The following is a 20,295-nucleotide window of genomic DNA, read 5'->3' as shown; positions in this document are numbered from 1 at the left end:
CTTCCCATTCGCTTAGTTTGTATCTTGTGCGATGACATCATTCAGACGATTTGAAAACTCTTCAGCCGCGTTGATGCCCATTCGTTTAAGGCGATAGTTCATCGCAGCAACTTCGATGATGACAGATAAATTTCGCCCAGGGCGAACAGGAATTGTCAGCTTCGTCAAATGCGTGTCGATAATTTTCATCTTTTCTTCTTCCAGTCCAAGACGATCGTATGTTTTTTCCTGATCCCAAATCTCCAGGTCAATCACCAAGGAAATCCGCTTGAAAGTGCGGATTGCGCTCGCACCGAACAACGTCATAATATCGATAATGCCAACGCCACGAATTTCAAGCAAATGCTCAATCAGTTGAGGAGAATGGCCAACCAATGTATTCTCCCCTTCTTGATGAATTTCCACACAGTCATCCGCTACAAGACGGTGGCCTTTTTTGACAAGTTCCAGCGCTGTCTCACTTTTGCCGACTCCGCTTTTTCCTGTCAACAAAACGCCTACACCATAAATATCAACCAGCACGCCATGGACGGCTGTTGTTGGGGCCAATTGGCTCTCGAGAAAATTCGTCAGCAAACTGGAAAAACGAGTTGTTGACATTGGAGTCGTCATAACCGGAACATGGCGATTGCTTGAAGCGATCACCAATTCTTCCGGAACCGGTACACCATGTGAAACGATGATGGCCGGTGTATCATCCGTACATAATTTCATCATGCGATCCAGACGTTCTTCCGGCAATAACATGGAAAAAAAAGAAAGCTCGGTTTTGCCGAGCAGCTGCACACGGTTCGCCGGGTAATGAGTAAAATATCCGGCCATTTCCAAACCAGGTCTTGATATATCGCTGATGGGAATGTGGCGGCCAATGCCTTCATCTCCACTGATTAAATCCAGTTCAAACTTTTCCATCACTTGCTTTGTTGTTACTTGTCCCATTTGTTACCCCTCATTCCTTATCCACACATTATTTCGAATTTTCGTCGAAGTTGTTCTTTTTGCATGCGGTTTGCTCTTATTTTAACATGGAAAAAATAAAATTGAAGATTTTTGTCCCCTTTCCTGATCCTAGCATCTATATACATTCCAAAAGGAGGTTTTCAAAATGAAGATTATGATCGACGCTGGACATGGACCAGATACGCCCGGAAAGCGATCACCGGATGGAAGACTAAGGGAATTCCATTTTAATTCAGCCGTAGCGGATGAAGTCAAAAAACGCCTCGTACTGGATGGCCATACTGTCTTGTTCAGCCATCAAAGCGATCAAGACGTTCCGCTGCATGAACGGACAGCATTGGCAAACCGGTTAAAAGCAGATCTGTTTGTTTCCATTCATGCCAATGCCCATGGCCAGACGTTCAATGCCGCAAATGGCTTGGAAACGTTTATTTACAGCCATCCCCAAGCAGCAACCCGCAAGCTTGCGGAGTCGGTCCAACGTTCGTTGGTGCTGGCAACCGGACGAAAAGACCGCGGAGTCAAACAAGGTGACTTTGCTGTTCTTCGCGACACGCACATGCCGGCCATCTTAGTAGAATGCGGTTTTATGACGCATAAACAGGAAGTGGAACTCCTCAAATCTGCTGCATACCGCAAACGCTGCGCCCTTGGCATCTGCTTTGGCATTGCTTGTTTTGATGTCAGCCGCTAATTATAGACCAATTAACTCTAACTTATTTGAACGCGAAAGCCACATCGGCTTTCGCGTTTTTCGTGTTTCAGCCGCGCACTCTGCTAAAATAGAACAAAAGAGGTGATCACATGAACAAAACCATCGGAATTCTTGCGCATGTCGATGCCGGCAAGACCACGTTCTCCGAACAATTGCTTTATCATACCAAAAGCATCCGGCAACGCGGGCGGGTCGACCATCAAAATGCATTTCTAGACAGCCATGCCATCGAAAAAAGCCGAGGCATTACAATTTTTGCGGATCAAGCAAGCTTCGTCTTTAACGACTCTACGTATTTCCTTATCGATACACCAGGCCATGTCGATTTTTCTCCTGAAATGGAGCGATCCATTCAAGTCATGGATTACGCCATTATAATCGTCAGTGCAGTAGACGGCATCGAAGGACATACCGAAACCGTTTGGCAGCTTCTTCGAAAACATCACGTGCCGGTCTTTTTCTTCATTAATAAAACCGATCGCGAGGGGGCAGATCCCAATCAGGTTTTAGAAGAAATTAGGCAAAACTTTTCCGAAGATGCCTGTAACATCAAAGATCTTTACCGAGATGGACAAATGGCCGAAGAGTTGATTGAATTTATTGCGGAGCGGAATGATGCGTTGCTGACTCAGTACGTGGAATCCGGCTATGACAAGTTGTTATGGCAGGAGACTTTTCGCGACATGATTGCAGCTGGCCAAATTTTCCCGTGTGCCAGCGGTTCTGCTTTGCAGGATATTGGCATTTCAGAGTTTCTCACCCAGCTCGACCAGTTGACTGCCAGCTCCTACCTTGACAACGAGTTGCTTGGAGCCCAAATCTACAAAATTCGGCATGATGAAAACGGCAACCGCATTTGTTTTTTAAAAGCATTTAGCGGAACTCTGCAAGTGCGTGATAAACTGCGATACGGTCCCAACAAGCTCGAAGAAAAAGTTACCCAGATCCGTGCATACAACGGCCAGAAATTCCAAATTGTAGATCAGGCAAAAGCAGGTGAGTTATTCGCCATCGCCGGATTAACCGAAGCGTCCATTGGAGATACGATCGGCGTTCGGCAAGATAATGCTGGATTTAATGTCATCCCTACCTTAAAATCAACGGTTCTTTTTGATTCTTCCATTCATCCAAAAGAAGTATTAGCCAGCTTCAATATGCTTGGTGCCGAAGATCCCTCTCTTTCTGTCTACTGGGATGAATACTTTCAACAAATCCACATTCAAGTCATGGGCGCTATCCAGTTGGAAGTCTTGGAACAAGTTGTTTTGGAACGCTTTGGACATTCTATCCAATTCGGCGAACCCCAAATTTTGTACAAGGAAACTATTGATAAGGCTGTTACCGGCTATGGCCATTTCGAACCGCTTCGGCATTATGCGGAAGTTCACCTGAAAATCGAGCCAAACGAACGCGGCAGCGGCTTGCAAGTAGAAAATGCTTGCCATGCAGATGCCTTGTCTGTCGGTCACCAAAACCTCGTGCTCCATCATTTGACAGAACGCGATCACCACGGCTTGCTGACCGGCTCTCCCATGACCGATGTCAAAGTGACATTAGTGACTGGGCGCGGACACAACCAGCACACCTCAGGCGGTGACTTCCGTGAAGCTTCTTTCCGTGCATTGCGCCAAGGGCTGGAGCAAACACAGAACCGTCTGCTTGAACCGATCTACCGTTTCAAAATCAAAGTCGACCTCGAACAAATGGGGAAGGTATTATCCGACATTCAGCAGGCACATGGCAGCTTTAACGCGCCCGAAACAAAAGACGGGAAGGCAATTATCGAAGGACGCGTCCCTGTTGCCACTTTCATGAACTACAGTTCGGAACTCGCTGCTTATACTCACGGCAAAGGAGCACTCAATCTGCTATTCGATGGCTACGATTTCTGTCATAATGAAGAAGAAGTCATTGCCCGAATCGGCTACGTTAAAACGGCAGATCCTCTTTATACATCCACTTCCATCTTCTGTGCAAAAGGACAAGGCTACAAAGTGCCATGGGATAGAGCAGAAAAAGCGATGCATTGTTTGTAAGACCATACCTAACAGAAAAGAGGGCTTGGCATGTACGAACAAAAAACAAAAGAAACCGATGCCGATGTTATTGAATTTCTTGAAGCGATCGACCATCCTAAGAAACGGCAGGATGCCTATAAGTTACTGGAGCTATTCGAGCAAACCAGCGGCTTTCCGCCCAAAATGTGGGGAGCCTCTATCATTGGCTTTGGGTCCTATCATTATGTATACGAAACAGGCCATGAAGGCGATGCACCGCTTGTGGGGTTCTCCCCTCGAAAAGCCAAAATTAGTCTTTATTTTGCAACTGGCGATCAAGAACGCGAACTCTTACTTGAGAAACTCGGCAAACATACCAGCGGAAAAGCTTGTGTTTACATCAACAAAACCGAAGACATTGACCTTAATGTGTTGCAGCAATTGATCAAGCAATCTATTGATTTTCTGCAAAAGTTGTATCCACCTATAAAAACCTAAAAATCCGGACAGCCATCAAAGGCTGTCCGGATTTTTTCTAAAGCAATGGCGGGCTGACTTTTTCAACACCAACCAGTCCCAAAATCGTCATCAAGCTTTTTTGAATGGCCAAGTGCCCATTAGCAGGGTCATGCCACTCTTCTAATGTGTGCGCTTTGTCAAACTCACCGCCGAGCCCAATGGTGATCGCCGGTATGCCGATGCTCATCGGATAATTGGCATCTGTGCTGCTCGGTTCTTTTAGTTCGGGTTCTGCGCCAAGTGCACGAATTGCGGCGCTCGCAACCTGCACGATTAACGCTTCATGCGATTGGCTTGCTGGGGGGCGATTGCCAAAACGATCGATTTTCATTTGCAGACGGTCATCATTCCAACGTGCATTTTCTGCTTGTGCCGCTTGTTCTACAATTTCCAAAAACTGCTGTTCCAGTTTGTCCAGCTCTTGCTGATCGTTGGAACGAAGGTCGACCAGCATCGAAGCTTCCTGCGCTATAGCGTTAACGGACGTTCCCCCAGAAACCTCACCAATTGAAAAAGTGGTCTTGGGTTCGCTCGTCGTATGCAAATCAGCAATTGCGGCCATCGCCCGACCTAACGCATGCGTCGCACTCGGTGTACCGAAAGCTGCAAAGCTATGGCCACCAGGTCCTGTGTATGTAATTTTATAGCGATAGCTTCCTGTTCCTAAATACGTAATATAATTAAAGCCCGGCCCATCCAGTGACAGAAATGCATCAATGTCCTGATGCTCGGTAAAAAAAGCTTTGACGCCACGCAAATCGCCTGCACCTTCTTCGCCTACTGTTCCGCCAAAAATAATATCTCCGCTGTTATCAATGCCAGCTTCGGCAAAAGCTCTTACCACTGCCAGCAATTCGGCCAAGCCACGCGTATCATCTCCAATTCCAGGCGCATGGAGCACACCATCTTTTTGGTGGACTGTCGTGTCGGTTCCTTCAGGAAACACAGTATCAAGATGAGCAGACACAAAAACTTTCGGGCCAGTCCCTTGTCCTTTTCGCACGCCATAGACGTTGCCTTCTGAATCCATGCGAACATCTGCCAAGCCCAGGTCCTTCAGGCGCATCATGAAGTTTTCAGCACGCCGCTGTTCTTTAAACGGGGGAGCCGGAATTTCTGTCAAGCCAATCTGTTCTTCGATCGTCCGCGAATGATCTTGTTCAATAAATGCAAGTGCCCGTTGAATCTTCGTGTCATTCATCAATTGATCGAACATTTTTTCGGTGTGGGAATCTATACTGTCATTCATCATCTTCGCCCTCCTGGCTGTCTACTTCTTTATCGCTTTTATTTCCTTGGCCATCTTTTTCCCCACTGCTCATTTCACTGAACGCTTTCACAAAGTAAGCAGATGGCAAAAGCAACCCTAATGCCGCTTGAACGATGGCAAAAAAGCGAGCAGAGCCGATTGGTACCAAGTCGCCATAACCGACGGAGAGCATGGTTGCGCCGCTAAAGTATAAATAATCCCAAAAATCATCTCCTGCTGGCCTTCCGGTTTCATCATTGAGCCTGAGAATGTCCGTGTTTAACGACAGTAAGTAATAGATAACGGCAAATCCAAAAGTGATAGCAGTCATGACAAAGAATAATTTTGTAAATAGTGACGGATGAATAAAACTTTCCTTATGCTGCTTGTTTGTAAAGAAATAATACAAATTTAGCAACATCAACAAAATGGTAAATCCCATTAAAATAGCAGCTATCATGTCTCAAAACCTTTCCTTTATTTAAATGGTAAGACAAAACCACTAAAAATACCAATTATGTGAATTTCATAAAAAAGCCTGCACAAAATAAATGTGCAGGCTTAACAGTTGTTTATTCGATTGTTAAATAGCGAAGCAGGACCGAACCTGTTTTGGTTTCGCCGTAGACCAATAATGGAGCGGCAGCTGGCTCAGTTCCCTGTTTAGAGAACCGGATTGACTTCTGCATAAATTGTCCTTGCTCATGCGTGCTGTCAATATCGGAAAGCAATACATCCATTTTGCCAAGATTTGATGAAACTTCCCCTTTAAGCGGCAAATGCGCTGGAATGTAAATTTCCACATTTCCTGCCAAAGTTTTGGATTCCAATTTGCGTGCGTCTTTGCATCTGGTTGTAGCAACGATGTTGCCGTTCAACGATTTGGACACGATTGTCTGAATATCCCCATCGATATAGATGCGGCCGTTCAAAGTTTCGGCTTCGAGCACTTTGCCTTTGGTTTCCTGAACATGAATCGCACCATTAGCTGTTTCCAATTCTGCGTCATCAAATTCCACATGCTTCAAATCGATTTTGCCATTTGCTGTCTTCACCTTGATTAGCGCTGCATTGATGCGCTTCATCGTGAAACCGCCATTAAACAAGCGAGCCGTGATGTGCTCATAAGAAGCTTCCGGTACGTACAAAATCACATTTACTTGAGTCGTTTTGAAATCACTGATGATCCGCAGTTTGTGGTCATCGGCAATAAAAACAAACTTATCAAGAAAATCTTCTTTAGCTTGCGCTGGAGATTCCGAGCGGTAAGCTTTCACGCTGCATTCCGCACGCAGCAAGCCGTCTTGCGATGGGAAGATTTCCAATTGTCCATTGGCAATGTCTGCAATAATCGTATTTAGGTCGGTCATTTCATCTGTAAACGTATGGCTGAATTGAACGGCCTCACCAAATGGCGAGTCAAATTCCATTGTTTTCAGCTTGCCCACAGAAGATTGCATAAAGTCCATCATTCGAGTACCGAAGTCATTAAAATCACGTGAGACATTTTTCGAAACATTTTTCGAAACATTCTTCGAAAAATCCTTGGATACTTTTTTCACAATGTCTTCCGGTCTGAAAAATCCGCGTTTGCTCGATTTGTCTCGTTGGTTGTTGCGGCCATAATTCGGTTCGTTCGAAGAAGCACTGTTGCCATCTACAGCGCGCAGCAACTCAACTGCTTCCCGCGCTGAAATCGTACCGTTCTCTACCATGTCTAAAATGCGTTCTTTTTCGCTTTGCATGTATTTTGGCCTCCTCTTTGCCTGAATGCCGATAAGCAGAAGCTTACCGGACCAAACAGATCTGTTCTTCTAATTGTTACGTTTGCCAGCGGGAAAAGTTTCATTTTACCGCTTTTTTCTTGCGGCTGGCCCCTTTGACCGTTGCTTCCATTCGTGCACGATCCCGTTCCAGAATCGGCTTTAAGTACTTCCCGGTATAAGAATTTTCAACGGCTGCAATTTCTTCTGGAGTGCCCGTTGCCAAGATGGTTCCGCCTTTGTCGCCACCTTCAGGTCCCAGATCAATAATGTAATCCGCCGTTTTGATGACGTCTAGGTTGTGTTCAATCGTCAACACCGTATCGCCGTTTTCAACGAGGCGCTGCAGAACTGTCAGCAACCGGGAAATATCATGAGCATGCAGACCGGTCGTTGGTTCATCCAAAATGTAGAACGACTTGCCGTTTGATCGTTTATGAAGCTCGGATGCCAGCTTGACGCGCTGCGCTTCACCACCGGATAAAGTCGTGGCGGGTTGTCCCATCGTAATATATCCGAGGCCTACGTCCACAATCGTTTTTAACTTCCGGTTGATCTTTGGAATGTTTTCGAAAAATGAATAGGCGTCTTCTACTGTCATTGCCAGTACATCAGCAATGCTTTTGTTTTTGTACTTCACTTCCAGCGTTTCACGGTTGTAGCGTTTGCCGTGGCAAATTTCGCAAGGCACGTATACATCCGGCAGGAAATGCATTTCTATTTTTATAATACCATCTCCGCGGCAAGCTTCACAGCGACCGCCCTTGACATTGAAACTGAACCGCCCTTTTTTATAGCCTCGGACCTTTGCTTCGTTTGTTGTGGCATAGACATCTCGGACATCGTCAAAGACGCCGGTATAAGTTGCTGGATTAGATCTCGGTGTCCGGCCAATCGGCGACTGGTCAATTTCAATGACTTTTTCAAGTTCTTCGGTGCCTTCGATCGAATCAAAATGGCCCGGTTTCGCTTTGGCGCGGTTCAAGCGGTGCGCAAGCGTCTTGTAAAGAATTTCGTTAATAAGTGTACTTTTTCCTGAACCGGAAACGCCCGTTACCGCTGTAAACAGACCAAGCGGAATATCTACATCCACTTTTTTCAAATTGTTTTGGTTGGCGCCCCGGATTGAAATCTTCCGGTCACTCGGCGTTCTTCGTTCAGCAGGCAAGGGAATAAATTTCTTACCGCTTAAATATTGTCCGGTTAAGGATTTTTTGTTTTTCATCACTTTATCAGGTGTTCCTGCTGCAATGATTTCTCCTCCATGAACGCCGGCTCCAGGCCCAACGTCAATCAGGTAATCAGCTGCCAGCATCGTATCTTCATCATGCTCAACTACAATCAGCGTATTGCCGATATCGCGCATGCTTTTCAATGTCTCAATCAACCGGTCATTGTCACGCTGGTGAAGGCCGATTGACGGCTCATCGAGAATGTACAATACACCGGTCAGTCGGGACCCAATTTGGGTAGCCAAACGGATGCGCTGTGCTTCCCCTCCGGAGAGCGTGCCAGATGCACGGTTTAAGGTTAAATAATCCAACCCGACATTGATCAGGAACCCGACGCGTTCCTGAATTTCACGAAGGATCAACTTGGCAATCTGCATGTCTTTCTCAGAAAGAACCAATTGATCGAAAAACTGGTTGGCTTCGATAATGGAAAATTCAGCAACCGTACCAATATGCAGACCGTTGACTTTAACAGCCAGCGTTTCAGGTTTCAAGCGATAGCCTTCACAGACGGTACAAGGCTGCTCGCCCATGTATTTCTCCATTTGTTCACGAATATAGTCCGATGAAGTTTCACGGTAGCGGCGGTCCACATTGGAGAGCACCCCTTCAAAATTGATGTGGTTGTCGCGAATCTGGCCATAATCGTTTTCGTAGCGGAAACGGATTTTATCGTTTCCAGAGCCGCGCAGGATAATGTTGATATGCTCTTCCGGCAAATCACTGACCGGCACGTCCATATCAATTTTATAATGCTTGCAAATCGCTTTCAGCAGTTGCGGATAGTATTGCGAACTGGTTGGCTGCCACGGAACAATGGCTCCTTTATTGAGCGATACGCTCCAGTCTGGAATAACCAGCTCCGGATCAACTTCCAGTTTCATTCCCAATCCGTCGCATTCCGGGCAGGCCCCGAAAGGCGAGTTGAACGAGAACATTCTCGGCTCTAGTTCACCGATGGAAAATCCGCATATTGGGCAGGCATGGTGTTCACTGAACAACAACTCTTCCTGATCCATGACATCCACCAGTACACGGCCGTCTGCTAGCCGGAGAGCCGACTCCAAAGAATCGCTCAGACGTGGTGCAATGCCTTCTTTAATGATGATTCGGTCAATGACCACTTCAATATTGTGTTTCTTGTTTTTGTCCAATGTAATGTTATCATCCAAATCAATCAGTTCACCATTCACACGAACGCGCACATAGCCTTGCTTTCGGATATCTTCAAGCAATTTGACATGTGTGCCTTTGCGGCCTGAGACGATAGGCGCCAAAATTTGCATCTTGGTGCGTTCCGGATAATCCACGATGCGGTCAACCATTTGTTCAATTGTCTGTGAGGAAATTTCAATTCCGTGGTTTGGGCAAATTGGTTTGCCAATCCGCGCAAACATCAAACGCATATAGTCGTAAATTTCTGTGACCGTTGCTACTGTAGAACGCGGGTTTTTGCTGGTGGTTTTTTGGTCAATCGAAATGGCCGGTGATAAGCCTTCAATCAAATCGACATCTGGCTTATCCATCTGGCCCAAAAACTGGCGGGCGTATGCAGACAGCGATTCTACATATCGCCGCTGGCCTTCTGCATAAATCGTGTCAAATGCCAAAGAAGATTTGCCGGATCCTGATAGTCCGGTCATGACAACAAGCTTGTCACGCGGAATGACAACATCAATATTTTTTAAATTATGCGCACGTGCACCTTGTATCCGTATTTCCTGTTTTTTCACTTTCTATCATCCTTCCGCTTTCAATTCAAGCACGGTATCACGCAGCTCTGCAGCCCGTTCGAAATCGAGTGCTTTTGCCGCATCCTTCATTTCTGTTTCCAATAAACTGATCAGTTTCAAGCGATCTTCTTTTTTGAGCTTTTTGCCTGATACTGCTTTTGAAATATATTCTTCCGACTCTTCCGCCGCAGCCGTAGCACGGATGACGTCGCGAATTTTCTTCTGAATCGTAATCGGTGTAACTCCATGTTTTTCATTGTAGTCGCCTTGGATGGTGCGGCGTCGCGTCGTTTCATCCATCGCTTTTTGCATGGAATCCGTTATTCGGTCAGCGTACATAATAACATGGCCATTTGAGTTTCGTGCTGCCCGGCCCATTGTTTGGATCAAAGCACGTTCAGAACGCAGGAAGCCCTCTTTGTCGGCATCCAAAATGGTTACCAGTGAAACTTCCGGAATATCCAATCCTTCGCGCAGCAAGTTGATGCCGACCAATACATCGTAGACACCCATTCGCAGTTCCCGGATAATTTCAATCCGCTCCAGCGTCTTGATTTCAGAATGGAGGTAATTGACTTTGATGCCGGCATCTTTCAGATAAGCCGTCAAGTCTTCTGACATTTTTTTCGTCAATGTGGTTACCAGCACGCGCTCATTCTTTTCAGCACGCTGACGAATTTCATACATCAAGTCATCAATTTGGCCTTCAATTGGCCGGATTTCGATTGTCGGGTCAAGCAAACCGGTTGGCCGAATAATTTGTTCCACCATTTCCGGTGTATGTTCCAGCTCATAAGGGCCAGGCGTTGCTGACACAAAAACAGCCTGGCTGATATGTTCTTCAAACTCATCAAAAGTCAGCGGCCGGTTATCCATTGCTGAAGGCAGACGGAAACCATGGTCAACCAGCACTTTTTTGCGTGCCTGATCACCATTGAACATGCCGCGGACCTGTGGCAGCGTCACGTGGCTTTCATCTACGACCAGCAGAAAATCTTCCGGGAAATAATCAATCAATGTATAAGGCTGTGCACCGGCAGGACGAAGCGTCAAATGCCGTGAATAGTTTTCAATGCCGGAACAAAAGCCCATTTCCCGCATCATTTCCAAATCATAGCGTGTCCGTTGTTCCAAGCGCTGCGCTTCCAACAATTTGTCTTCTGCACGCATCTCTTTCAAACGTTCTTCCAATTCCGCTTCGATGTTTTCAATCGCTTTGACCATTTTGTCTTCGCGTGTAACAAAGTGGGATGCCGGGAAAATAGCGACGTGTTCGCGTTCGCCAATAATTTCACCAGTCAAGGCATCAACTTCGCGGATTCGATCAATTTCATCGCCAAAAAATTCGACGCGCAAGCATCGTTCATCGCGTGACGCCGGGAAAATTTCCACGACGTCTCCACGGACACGAAATGTCCCGCGAATAAAATTGATGTCGTTGCGTTCATACTGCACATCCACTAATTTCCGCAGCAATTGATTGCGCTCGATTTCCATCCCTTTGCGAAGAGAGACAACCAGTTCACGGTATTCTTTTGGTGAACCCAGACCGTAGATGCAGGAAACGGATGCAATAACAATGACATCGTCCCGTTCAAACAATGAACTCGTGGCGGAGTGGCGCAACTTATCAATTTCATCGTTGATGCTGGCATCTTTTTCAATGAATGTGTCTGATTGCGGCACATATGCCTCCGGTTGGTAGTAATCGTAATAACTAACAAAATACTCAACGGCGTTATCAGGGAAAAATTCCTTGAATTCGCTGTAGAGCTGTCCTGCCAATGTTTTATTGTGAGCCATGACGAGCGTCGGCTTTTTTACTTGTTGAATGACGTTTGACATCGTGTACGTTTTACCTGTACCCGTTGCTCCGAGCAAAGTCTGGCAACGCTTGCCGTTGATGATGCCTTGTGTCAGTTCGGCAATGGCTTGGGGCTGATCGCCGGCTGGTTCATAAGGGGCTTGAAGATTAAATTCTTGTTTCATAATAAGACGTCCTCCCGTTCTTTCACTATCTCTACTTTACCATATGCCCTAAAAAACCACTAACAAAAAGCGAACGTATGTTTTTTATGTAAAGATGCGCATATATAACGATAGTATGTGAAAATAAAAATGGATTTTTTGCACTCACAAATGGCCAAGAGCGGTTTTGCTCGATGACATTTTGTCTTCAACAGAATAAAGATTTATAATAACTAGTTTTTGCAAAGATCCTCTTCTGCAGCTTGCATGCCTTATTTTGGATGGGACACAAAAAAGAGAAGCCGGATGTATTCCGACTTCCCCTTTTCAAGGCTCTTGTTGTGCAGCCATTTATTCAGCTTCTTCGTGCTTTAAAGTTTGTAGTTGGGCAGCATATATGATGAAAGCTTTTTGGTCGTGATGATCCAGGGCTTCGTCAATAAGGGTTAACAGCTGTGCTTCTTGTTGGGAACGGTGGACATGCTTTAAGAAGAGATCCAGGTAGATGTCATTCAGCAGTTTTTCCGCTTCTGTAATTTTTTTCGTTTGAGCCATCGCTTTCATGAAATCAGCATAAGAATAATAGTTTTCCATTTCTCTTCACCCCGAATGCTTTTCATTAGTATACATTAGGCAATTAGAATAAATCAAGATTTATTTGAAAATTCCGATGAAATAGAAAAAAATATTATTTTCAATCTAATGTCCATTGCGCAATTTCCATTTTTTATTATAATAAGGTATGTAAAGTAAATTTAGGGGGTTAATTTCCATGAGTAAAAAGAATCACCGACCGCATTCTTACACAGTCTGCGCGAATACGTATGCCTTATTGCCCTATACAGATGGCCATCGCACTTGGATGCGCGTAATTGAAGACCGCAGTGAATTCATAGTTGAAGAAGCGGTATACAAAACGGTGACCACTTCCTGCAGGTTCTATCGCGCTTCGCTTGAAAGTGCAACACTTTACGCTCAAAAAGCCGTCGGCGTAAAACACAAACCCCCAATCATCGTAGGCGAGTATTATGGCAACCCACTCTTATTCTTTCCGACCCACTCTCCCAAAAACAAAGAATGCGTTTGGTTTAATTACGATGCCATCGATTTGATTGAAAGCGACAGCAGCGGCAAAGGCAGCATTATTTACTTGAGCAATAGTGAAACGGTGTACTTGGATGTTTCACCCATTGCATTGCGAAACCAGCATTCTTTTGCCGGATCGCTTCGCCGATACTTCAAAAAGGCTCAGCGCGTCCATAATCACTCTATGGCTTATGTGACAAAACGTTCTTTCCCTCCACGAAAACAGCAGCCACTCGAGTAAGTTTTCTGCACCGATATGGACCTCTATCTTATACTGCAAATTTTTCGTCTTCACCATCATTTTCTACCATTAATATTAAAAAAGTTGCTGCTCAACGTCCATACGGATGTTGAGCAGCAACTTTTTGTTTACTTAATGGATCGGTAAGCCCATAACGATCCAACAAAGAATACTGACGAAACCCATAGGTAAGGTTCATTCCAAAACCAAACCGAAACAGAAATTCCGGTAAAGGAAATAATGGTGAAAATCCCGGCAAACATCCGGGACTGCAAATCACGCCGATACTCCCGTTCCCGGCCATCCCGATTTTCGAGATAATGCCGGAGACGTTCCGGTTCTTCCAAGTAGTTGATGACTTTTTGCGGGAAAGCACGGAATGGTCCAGAAGCATTCAACGCCCAGCGCAGAACATCTTCTTTTCCAAAGATGCCTTTGCCCTCTTTTTGTGAAGAAGCCCATTCCAGTATGCGCGGTCGCGCAAGAGCCAGTAAATCCACTTTCGGATCTAAGACATGCAATACACCGACGAAAATGGAAGCCGCGCGCCCGAAAAAGGCAAACTCTGCCGGCAATTGAACCGGTTGTGTGCGGACAATTTCCTGCATATCGTTCAACAAACGTTCGACGACAAAACTGTCCATTTGCGACAGTTCGTTCGATTCATAAGCTGTGATCAAGCGGGAAATGGCATCCCCCAATACTGCACGATCGGCCTGCGGCAACAAGAACCGAAGATCTTCCAGGGAATCGAGCACTTGGTCGTAATTCTTAAAGATAACACCTTCTGCAGCACGCAATACCGCCTGGGAATCTTTCTTGCTGATATTGCCAATCATTCCGAAATCAATCAGAACAATGCCTCCGTCCGGCTCCAAGAGAATGTTTCCTCCGTGTGGATCAGCGTGGAATTGTCCGCCGTACAAAACTTGTTCCAAAAATAAAATAAACAGCCGCTCTGAAATTTCGTGGCGGTCCAATTCATTTTTTTCGATAAATGCCAAATCTGTAATGCGCGCCCCTTCAATCCACTCCATCACCAATACTCGGCGTGTGGTGTATTCATCAAAGTACAGCGGAATGCGGACACCTTCCATCGAGTCAAAGCGATCGGCAAATGCACGGCCATTCTGAAGTTCTTTCAGGAAATTCAATTCCGCACCGATCGTCTCTGTCATTTCCGCATACAGCAATTTAAAATCAATTTGCTTGGCATACGGTGTGAATTTCTCGACCAACCAGATAACAATGCGGATGGCTTTAAAGTCAGCACGTAAAATACGGTCTGTTCCCGGCCGTTGTACTTTAACAGCCACTTCCATACCGTTTTTCAGTACGCCTTTGTAAACTTCACCAATAGAAGCTGAAGCCACTGCCGAATCCGACAATTGATCCAAGTAATTGGTATGCGGTGAATTCCATTCTTCTTCCAGCACCGAGACGATGCTTGTTCTTGAGACAGAAGGTACGCGGTCGGTCAGCCCTTCCAATTCTGCAAGAAATGAAGGCGGCATAATATCTGCCCGTGTGGACAAGAACTGACCCAGTTTGATCATGAGTCCACCAAGCTTTAACGCCAAGTTTTTATATTCTTTGGCTTGTTTTGTAATCATCTCGTTCCATCTTTTTTCAACGAGCGGGTTCCAGTTTCCACGATTGCGTCTTTGGAAGAACGTCACTTGCAAAAAGATTTTGACTGCCAGCCAGACAATCCGGAAGATGCGGATAAACGTAATTTGATTCATAAGTGCAGTCCCTCCCATGGCTTTCATTATAGAGTCTGATAGCGAAATAGTCCAAAAAGTGGTATGTTTTTAACGGATGGAACGACACAAGGGGGATGAAAATGGACACAATTCATTACGAACAACGAAACAACTTGGCTTTTATTACCTTAAATCGGCCAGAAGCCATGAATGCTTTTAACTACGACATGCTTCTCGAACTTGGACAAGTTGTAGAAGCGATTCGCATCAATCCGGATATTCGGCTTGTTGTATTTACTGGGGCCGGAGAAAAAGCATTCAGTGTTGGAGCAGATTTGAAAGAACGCAAAAACCTGACAGAGCAGCACGTCAAACGTAATATCTTCAAAATTGGTGAAGTGTTTTCTACCATCGAGAGCTTGCCGCAGCCGACCATTGCGATGATCAACGGCTTTGCATTCGGCGGTGGCATGGAGCTGGCGCTGGCTTGTGATTTCCGCATTGTCGCCGATGACACGCTGCTTGGACTGACTGAAACCAGTCTTGGAATTATTCCAGGAGCTGGCGGGACTCAGCGTCTGCCGCGCTTGATTGGGGAGTCCAAAGCGTTGGAATTGATTTTGACAGCCCGCCGTTTGGAGTCCGCTGAAGCGCTGGATTATGGCTTGGTGACGCGCGTCGCAACGCGGGACCAACTGGCAGAAGTAACTGGTGCCTTTGCCGATGCGATTTTGGCGAATGGGCCAATCGCTTTGCAGCAGGCGAAGTTCGCTGTCAAAAATGGCATGAACACCGATTTGCAGACTGGGCTGCAGATTGAACGAAAAGCTTATGAAATTACCCTTCCAACGGAAGATCGAATGGAAGCACTTGCTGCTTTCGGCGAAAAACGTAAACCGGTATTTAAAGGAAAATAAGGAAGAGCGAAACCTATGCTTTTCCAAACTAAAAACGGAGCGGCTTTATGAGCCGCTCCGTCGAGCTTGTAGACAAATGAATACTCATTTTAGCTTGGTTATCCTGGACCCTGCGCTCCAGGCGGACGCTTTCCGCGGACGAAGCGCTGAGCCTCCTCGTCGCAAGCTCCTGCGGGGTCTCATCACTCCGTTTTTCCGCAGGAGTCACCGCCTTGCGCTCCGGATCCTAGAGTAGCGTAATAACTAGGCTTGTTAAAGTTCTTTTTATTGGAAAAGAACTGATGGTTCTCCCTTTGATTAAAGCAGCATGCTCCCAACCGGGCTGGCCACGGAGACTCCTGTGGCCCAGCGAAAGCTGAAGACCCCACAGGAACGCAGTGACGAGGAGGCTGAAGCTGAGCCCACGGAAAGCGAAGTGGCCAGAACGGTTGGGACGATACACAGCTATTCATTTTGGTTAGATTCTGTCTACAGTCTTAACGGAGCGGCTTTATGAGCCGCTCCGTCTTTTTGTGGTTATAGATATTTTTCCATCCAGCCTGTAATCTGCTCCAGACGTGCAAAGCGAAGATTTGGTTTGCCGGTACGCGATAAATTGTGGTCGGCTTCTGGGAAACGGACAAATTCTGTTTCTTTGCCCATGCTTTTCAAGGTTACATATAACTGTTCCGACTGTTCAATCGGGCACCGGTAATCATTTTCTGAGTGAAGAATCAGCAACGGTGTTTGGACATTCTTCGCGTATTTCAAGGGCGAATGCTGCCACAGCTTGTCGACATCCGTCATATCTGCACCAATCTGCCAGTCACTGAAATAATAGCCGATATCCGATACACCGAAGAACGAAATCCAATTGGAGATGGAACGCTGTGTCACTGCTGCTTTAAAGCGGTCTGAATGGCCAACAATCCAATTGGTCATAAAGCCGCCGTAGCTGCCGCCTGTTACGCCTAACCGATCGGCATCAATCCAATCGTTCGATGCCACTGTCTCCGTAACAGAATTCATGATGTCTTCGTAATCGCCGCCGCCATAATCGCTGCGCACAGCGTCTACAAACTCCTGGCTATAGCCATGGCTGCCGCGTGGGTTAACATACAGGACACCAAATCCACGGGCTGCCAACAATTGCATTTCGTGAACAAACGTATTCGCATACATCGCATGCGGACCTCCGTGAATATTAACGACCAATGGATACTTTTTCCCTTCTTGGTAACCATATGGCTTGATTAGCCAGCCATGGACTGCCCAGTCTTTCGCGCCTTTTGCAACAATTGGCTGTGCCTCAGCCAACTCTGTTTGTTCCAGAAATTGCTGATTGAAAAAAGTCAAAGGCTGACGTTCTCCTGCCGCGATTGTCAAGCTATACAATTCGCCCGGATTAACCGGGTTGCTGATTGCCGCAATTGCAAATTGGCCATCCTGCGAAATGTCATAGCCATAAACATGCTCCATGTCCGGAGATGCTGGAAAAATCATACCATCAAGCGAAGCAAAATACAGACGCACGTCGCCCATTGTCGATACTTGGAAATACAGATGATCGTCCTTTGTCCAAACAACATCCGGTGCAGCTGCTCCTTGCTGATGATCAGCTACAACAAAATCACCGATAGGCGCATCCAGACCCTCCGTCAGGCAAACCCGAGTATTTTCAGTGACATCCGTTACATACACTTCTGTATGGGTCGCATTTTCATACTGTCGGAAGCTTCCTGCAAAAGCCACTTTCGAATCATCAAATGAAAAAGCTGCACCACCGAAATACCCTTCTTCCTCTATCAATACCGATTCTTTTTCTGTTTCTAAATCGTAAAAATAAAGAGGCTGACGGAAGACAAAATCCAGATTTTCTTCACGCGTTACACCGTAAATCAGTTTTTTCCCATCATGCGAGACAGCTTCGAGACTGTGATGGTAGCTTCCCTTTGTCAACTGCTCTACATTCTTTGAATCGATCTCCACCGACCCGATCTGGCGATGAAAGTCTTTTGGCAATAACCCCGTGCCATCCATTTTGTATTTCATTTTGTCCACACGATAAGGCTCCGGCTGTTTCTTTTCTTCTTTTTCCTCTTTGTCTATGAAAGTTTTCCCGTCCTTCGCCAAAGCAGCAAACCAAATTTTAGTTCCGCAAGGCGACCATTCAAAGCCATGGATCCCTTTTTCGAACTCAGTCAGTGATCGAGCTTCTCCACCAGCTGCCGGTATTACGAACAACTGATTTTTTTCATTTCGATCCGATAAAAAAGCAACAGCGGTTCCATCTGCCGACCATCTTGGCGAACTCACGCGTTCCTTGCCATGCGTCCATTGGGTGTGCTTCCCCGTTGCCAAGTCAATATGGTAAAGATGAGCTCTATATGTATTTTCCTCTTCATCAATTTTCGTATGGACAAACACCGCTCTTTTGCCATCCGGTGAAATCCGCGGGTTTGTGACTGACACCAGTTTGGTTAAATCTTTAATTTCCATTGCTTTTTTTGCCATTCCATTTCCTCCTCGGATCCAACTATTTCGAAATTCGTAATACTGCTCCTTAACTATAATGAAAAATGTCAGTTTTTTCAATCATATTCTCATGTACCTGTTTTACAATCAGAAAAAAGGCTCCGGATTTTACACCGGAGCCTTGCGTAATTAGTTATTTTTGCATTGCTTGGTCTTTCAGTGATCGCCGCAAAATTTTTCCTGTCGTGTTTTTTGGCAATTCTTCCAGCACTTCAAATTGTTTAGGAACTTTGTATTTTGCCAAATGCTGAGCACAATACGTTTTCAGATCTTCCACTGACACAGTCGGATCTTTCAACACGACGTAAGCACTGACTTCTTCTCCAAAATCAGGATCCGGCAAGCCGACTACTGCGGCTTCTAAGATTGCTGGATGTGCAAACAGCACTTCTTCGACTTCGCGCGGATAAACGTTGTAGCCGCCCACGATAATCATATCTTTCTTGCGGTCTACGATATAAAAGTAGCCTTCTTCATCGACACGAGCCAAATCGCCCGTATACAGCCAACCGTCACGAATTGCGGCGGCCGTTTCTTCCGGCATTTTGTAATAGCCCTTCATGACGTTCGGTCCACGGACAATCAGTTCACCAACTTCATTTGCCGCCACTTCTTCGCCCAGCTCGTTAACGACTTTATTTTCAACGTTGATGATTGACGTTCCGATCGAACCGGCTTTCCGCTCACGGTCAATCGGGTTAAAGCAAGTAACCGGCGAAGCTTCTGACAAACCATAGCCTTCGGAAATTCGGACATTAAACTTATCTTCAAAACTATGAAGCAAAGCTACAGGCATTGCAGAACCACCGGAAACCGCAAGACGGACAGATGCAAAATCTGCTGGATCCACATCCGGCAATTGATTCATGAAATTGAACATGGTTGGCACTCCAGCGAAAACACTTGCCTTTGACGCCTTAATGGCTTGGAATACCTCTTTTGGATTAAAGCGCGGAACCAAAACAATCGTTGCTCCTTGTAAAAGAGGTGCATTTACAACAACTGTCAGTGCAAAAACATGAAATACTGGCAACGTGGCTACCACACGATCATTTGCTCCAATTTGGAGGTATTCCCCCACATCACGTGCATTTGAATATAAATTTTGATGTGTCAGCATGGCGCCTTTGGGTTTGCCTGTTGTACCCGATGTGTACAAAATAACTGCATTGTCATCTGCCTGAACTTCTGCAAATGCCGCATGTGGCGCTGAGTTCCCCAACAATGCCGTAAACGAATGGACTTTCCCTTTCACTTCCTCAGGAAGTTGTCCCATCTTTTCAGGCGTTGATGGATCGGTCTCACAAATGACATACGATTCAACGGCTGGCAACGCTTTGTGCACTCCTGCCACAAGCGGCAGAAGCATATCCAGTGCCACCACTACCTTGGCATCACTGTTATTAACGATGTAAGCGATTTCATCCGGGCTGTAAATAGGATTGATTGGCACTGCTGTAGCCCCTAGACGCATGGTGGCATACAAAGAAATTAAGAAATGCGGTGTGTTGCCTAACAGAAATGCGACATGGTCCCCTTTTTCCACGCCCAGTCCTTGTAACGCACCAGCAAAAACAGCAACAGACTGATCAAATTCCCCATAATTTGTGTCTTTCCCCATAAAACTGTAGGCAACTCTGGCAGAATCTTGTTCAGCAATTTCGTGAACGCGTGACATTAAATTCATTTCCATCC

At 45.9% G+C, this 20,295-nt stretch carries 15 protein-coding genes; 5 read left to right on the top strand and 10 right to left on the bottom strand.

From position 1 onward, the window contains the following. Nucleotides 1-12 precede the first annotated feature (12 nt). Entirely contained in the window at nt 13-939 is a 927-nt protein-coding gene (gene hprK / locus AC4EG4_RS15095; protein WP_490979847.1) for an HPr(Ser) kinase/phosphatase, read from the bottom strand. A gap of 166 nt (nt 940-1,105) precedes the next feature. Here hprK and AC4EG4_RS15090 point away from each other — a divergent pair, with 166 nt between their 5' ends. From AC4EG4_RS15090 to AC4EG4_RS15080, 3 genes are all read left to right on the top strand, one after another. Continuing rightward, on the top strand, nt 1,106-1,654 hold the full coding sequence (locus AC4EG4_RS15090; RefSeq protein ID WP_490988273.1) for an N-acetylmuramoyl-L-alanine amidase family protein: 549 nt from the start codon (nt 1,106-1,108) through the stop codon (nt 1,652-1,654). A gap of 110 nt (nt 1,655-1,764) precedes the next feature. Then, nucleotides 1,765-3,711, top strand: coding sequence for a GTP-binding protein (locus AC4EG4_RS15085; protein WP_490988272.1), 1,947 nt, complete (start codon nt 1,765-1,767; stop codon nt 3,709-3,711). Nucleotides 3,712-3,741: 30 nt separating this feature from the next. Next, nucleotides 3,742-4,170 (top strand): DUF1801 domain-containing protein, encoded by a 429-nt coding sequence (locus AC4EG4_RS15080; protein ID WP_490988271.1) that lies wholly within the window; start codon nt 3,742-3,744, stop codon nt 4,168-4,170. 37 nt (nt 4,171-4,207) lie between these two features. Here the strand turns inward: AC4EG4_RS15080 and AC4EG4_RS15075 are convergent, their stop codons facing one another. The 6 genes from AC4EG4_RS15075 to AC4EG4_RS15050 form a co-directional block, all read right to left on the bottom strand. Continuing rightward, entirely contained in the window at nt 4,208-5,440 is a 1,233-nt protein-coding gene (locus AC4EG4_RS15075; RefSeq protein ID WP_490988270.1) for a M20/M25/M40 family metallo-hydrolase, read from the bottom strand. Continuing rightward, nucleotides 5,433-5,900 (bottom strand): potassium channel family protein, encoded by a 468-nt coding sequence (locus tag AC4EG4_RS15070; RefSeq protein ID WP_490988269.1) that lies wholly within the window; start codon nt 5,898-5,900, stop codon nt 5,433-5,435. The genes AC4EG4_RS15075 and AC4EG4_RS15070 overlap by 8 nt, the downstream gene beginning before the upstream one ends. 112 nt (nt 5,901-6,012) lie before the next feature. Further along, nucleotides 6,013-7,185 (bottom strand): DUF4097 family beta strand repeat-containing protein, encoded by a 1,173-nt coding sequence (locus AC4EG4_RS15065; protein ID WP_490979841.1) that lies wholly within the window; start codon nt 7,183-7,185, stop codon nt 6,013-6,015. 100 nt (nt 7,186-7,285) lie between these two features. Continuing rightward, nucleotides 7,286-10,168 carry an excinuclease ABC subunit UvrA gene (gene uvrA, locus AC4EG4_RS15060; RefSeq protein ID WP_490988268.1) on the bottom strand — a complete coding sequence of 961 codons (2,883 nt, stop codon included), beginning with the start codon at nt 10,166-10,168 and terminating at the stop codon, nt 7,286-7,288. A 6-nt stretch (nt 10,169-10,174) separates the two neighbouring features. Next, the gene (gene uvrB, locus AC4EG4_RS15055; protein WP_490979839.1) at nt 10,175-12,157 is read right to left on the bottom strand and encodes an excinuclease ABC subunit UvrB; all 1,983 of its coding nucleotides are present in this window, start codon (nt 12,155-12,157) and stop codon (nt 10,175-10,177) included. A 330-nt stretch (nt 12,158-12,487) separates the two neighbouring features. Further along, on the bottom strand, nt 12,488-12,730 hold the full coding sequence (locus AC4EG4_RS15050; RefSeq protein ID WP_490979838.1) for an IDEAL domain-containing protein: 243 nt from the start codon (nt 12,728-12,730) through the stop codon (nt 12,488-12,490). 178 nt (nt 12,731-12,908) lie between these two features. On the opposite strand from AC4EG4_RS15050, the gene AC4EG4_RS15045 reads away from it, so the two are divergent. After that, nucleotides 12,909-13,463: a competence protein ComK gene (locus AC4EG4_RS15045; protein WP_490979837.1), complete on the top strand. Its 555-nt coding sequence runs from the start codon at nt 12,909-12,911 to the stop codon at nt 13,461-13,463. Between the two features lie 128 nt (nt 13,464-13,591). Here the strand turns inward: AC4EG4_RS15045 and AC4EG4_RS15040 are convergent, their stop codons facing one another. Further along, nucleotides 13,592-15,208: an ABC1 kinase family protein gene (locus AC4EG4_RS15040; RefSeq protein ID WP_490988267.1), complete on the bottom strand. Its 1,617-nt coding sequence runs from the start codon at nt 15,206-15,208 to the stop codon at nt 13,592-13,594. A 101-nt stretch (nt 15,209-15,309) separates the two neighbouring features. On the opposite strand from AC4EG4_RS15040, the gene AC4EG4_RS15035 reads away from it, so the two are divergent. Further along, entirely contained in the window at nt 15,310-16,086 is a 777-nt protein-coding gene (locus AC4EG4_RS15035; RefSeq protein WP_490979835.1) for an enoyl-CoA hydratase-related protein, read from the top strand. A gap of 516 nt (nt 16,087-16,602) precedes the next feature. Here AC4EG4_RS15035 and AC4EG4_RS15030 read toward each other — a convergent pair. Together AC4EG4_RS15030 and AC4EG4_RS15025 are read right to left on the bottom strand one after the other, a co-directional pair. Beyond that, nucleotides 16,603-18,579: a S9 family peptidase gene (locus tag AC4EG4_RS15030; RefSeq protein ID WP_490988266.1), complete on the bottom strand. Its 1,977-nt coding sequence runs from the start codon at nt 18,577-18,579 to the stop codon at nt 16,603-16,605. Nucleotides 18,580-18,733: 154 nt separating this feature from the next. Continuing rightward, nucleotides 18,734-20,287 carry a fatty acid--CoA ligase family protein gene (locus tag AC4EG4_RS15025; RefSeq protein ID WP_490979833.1) on the bottom strand — a complete coding sequence of 518 codons (1,554 nt, stop codon included), beginning with the start codon at nt 20,285-20,287 and terminating at the stop codon, nt 18,734-18,736. Nucleotides 20,288-20,295 lie beyond the last annotated feature (8 nt).

It is taken from the genome of Planococcus sp. TJ-201 (assembly GCF_058268495.1).
The sequence above is the reverse complement of the archived record's forward strand: the minus strand, read 5'-3'. Positions and strand labels throughout refer to the sequence as shown.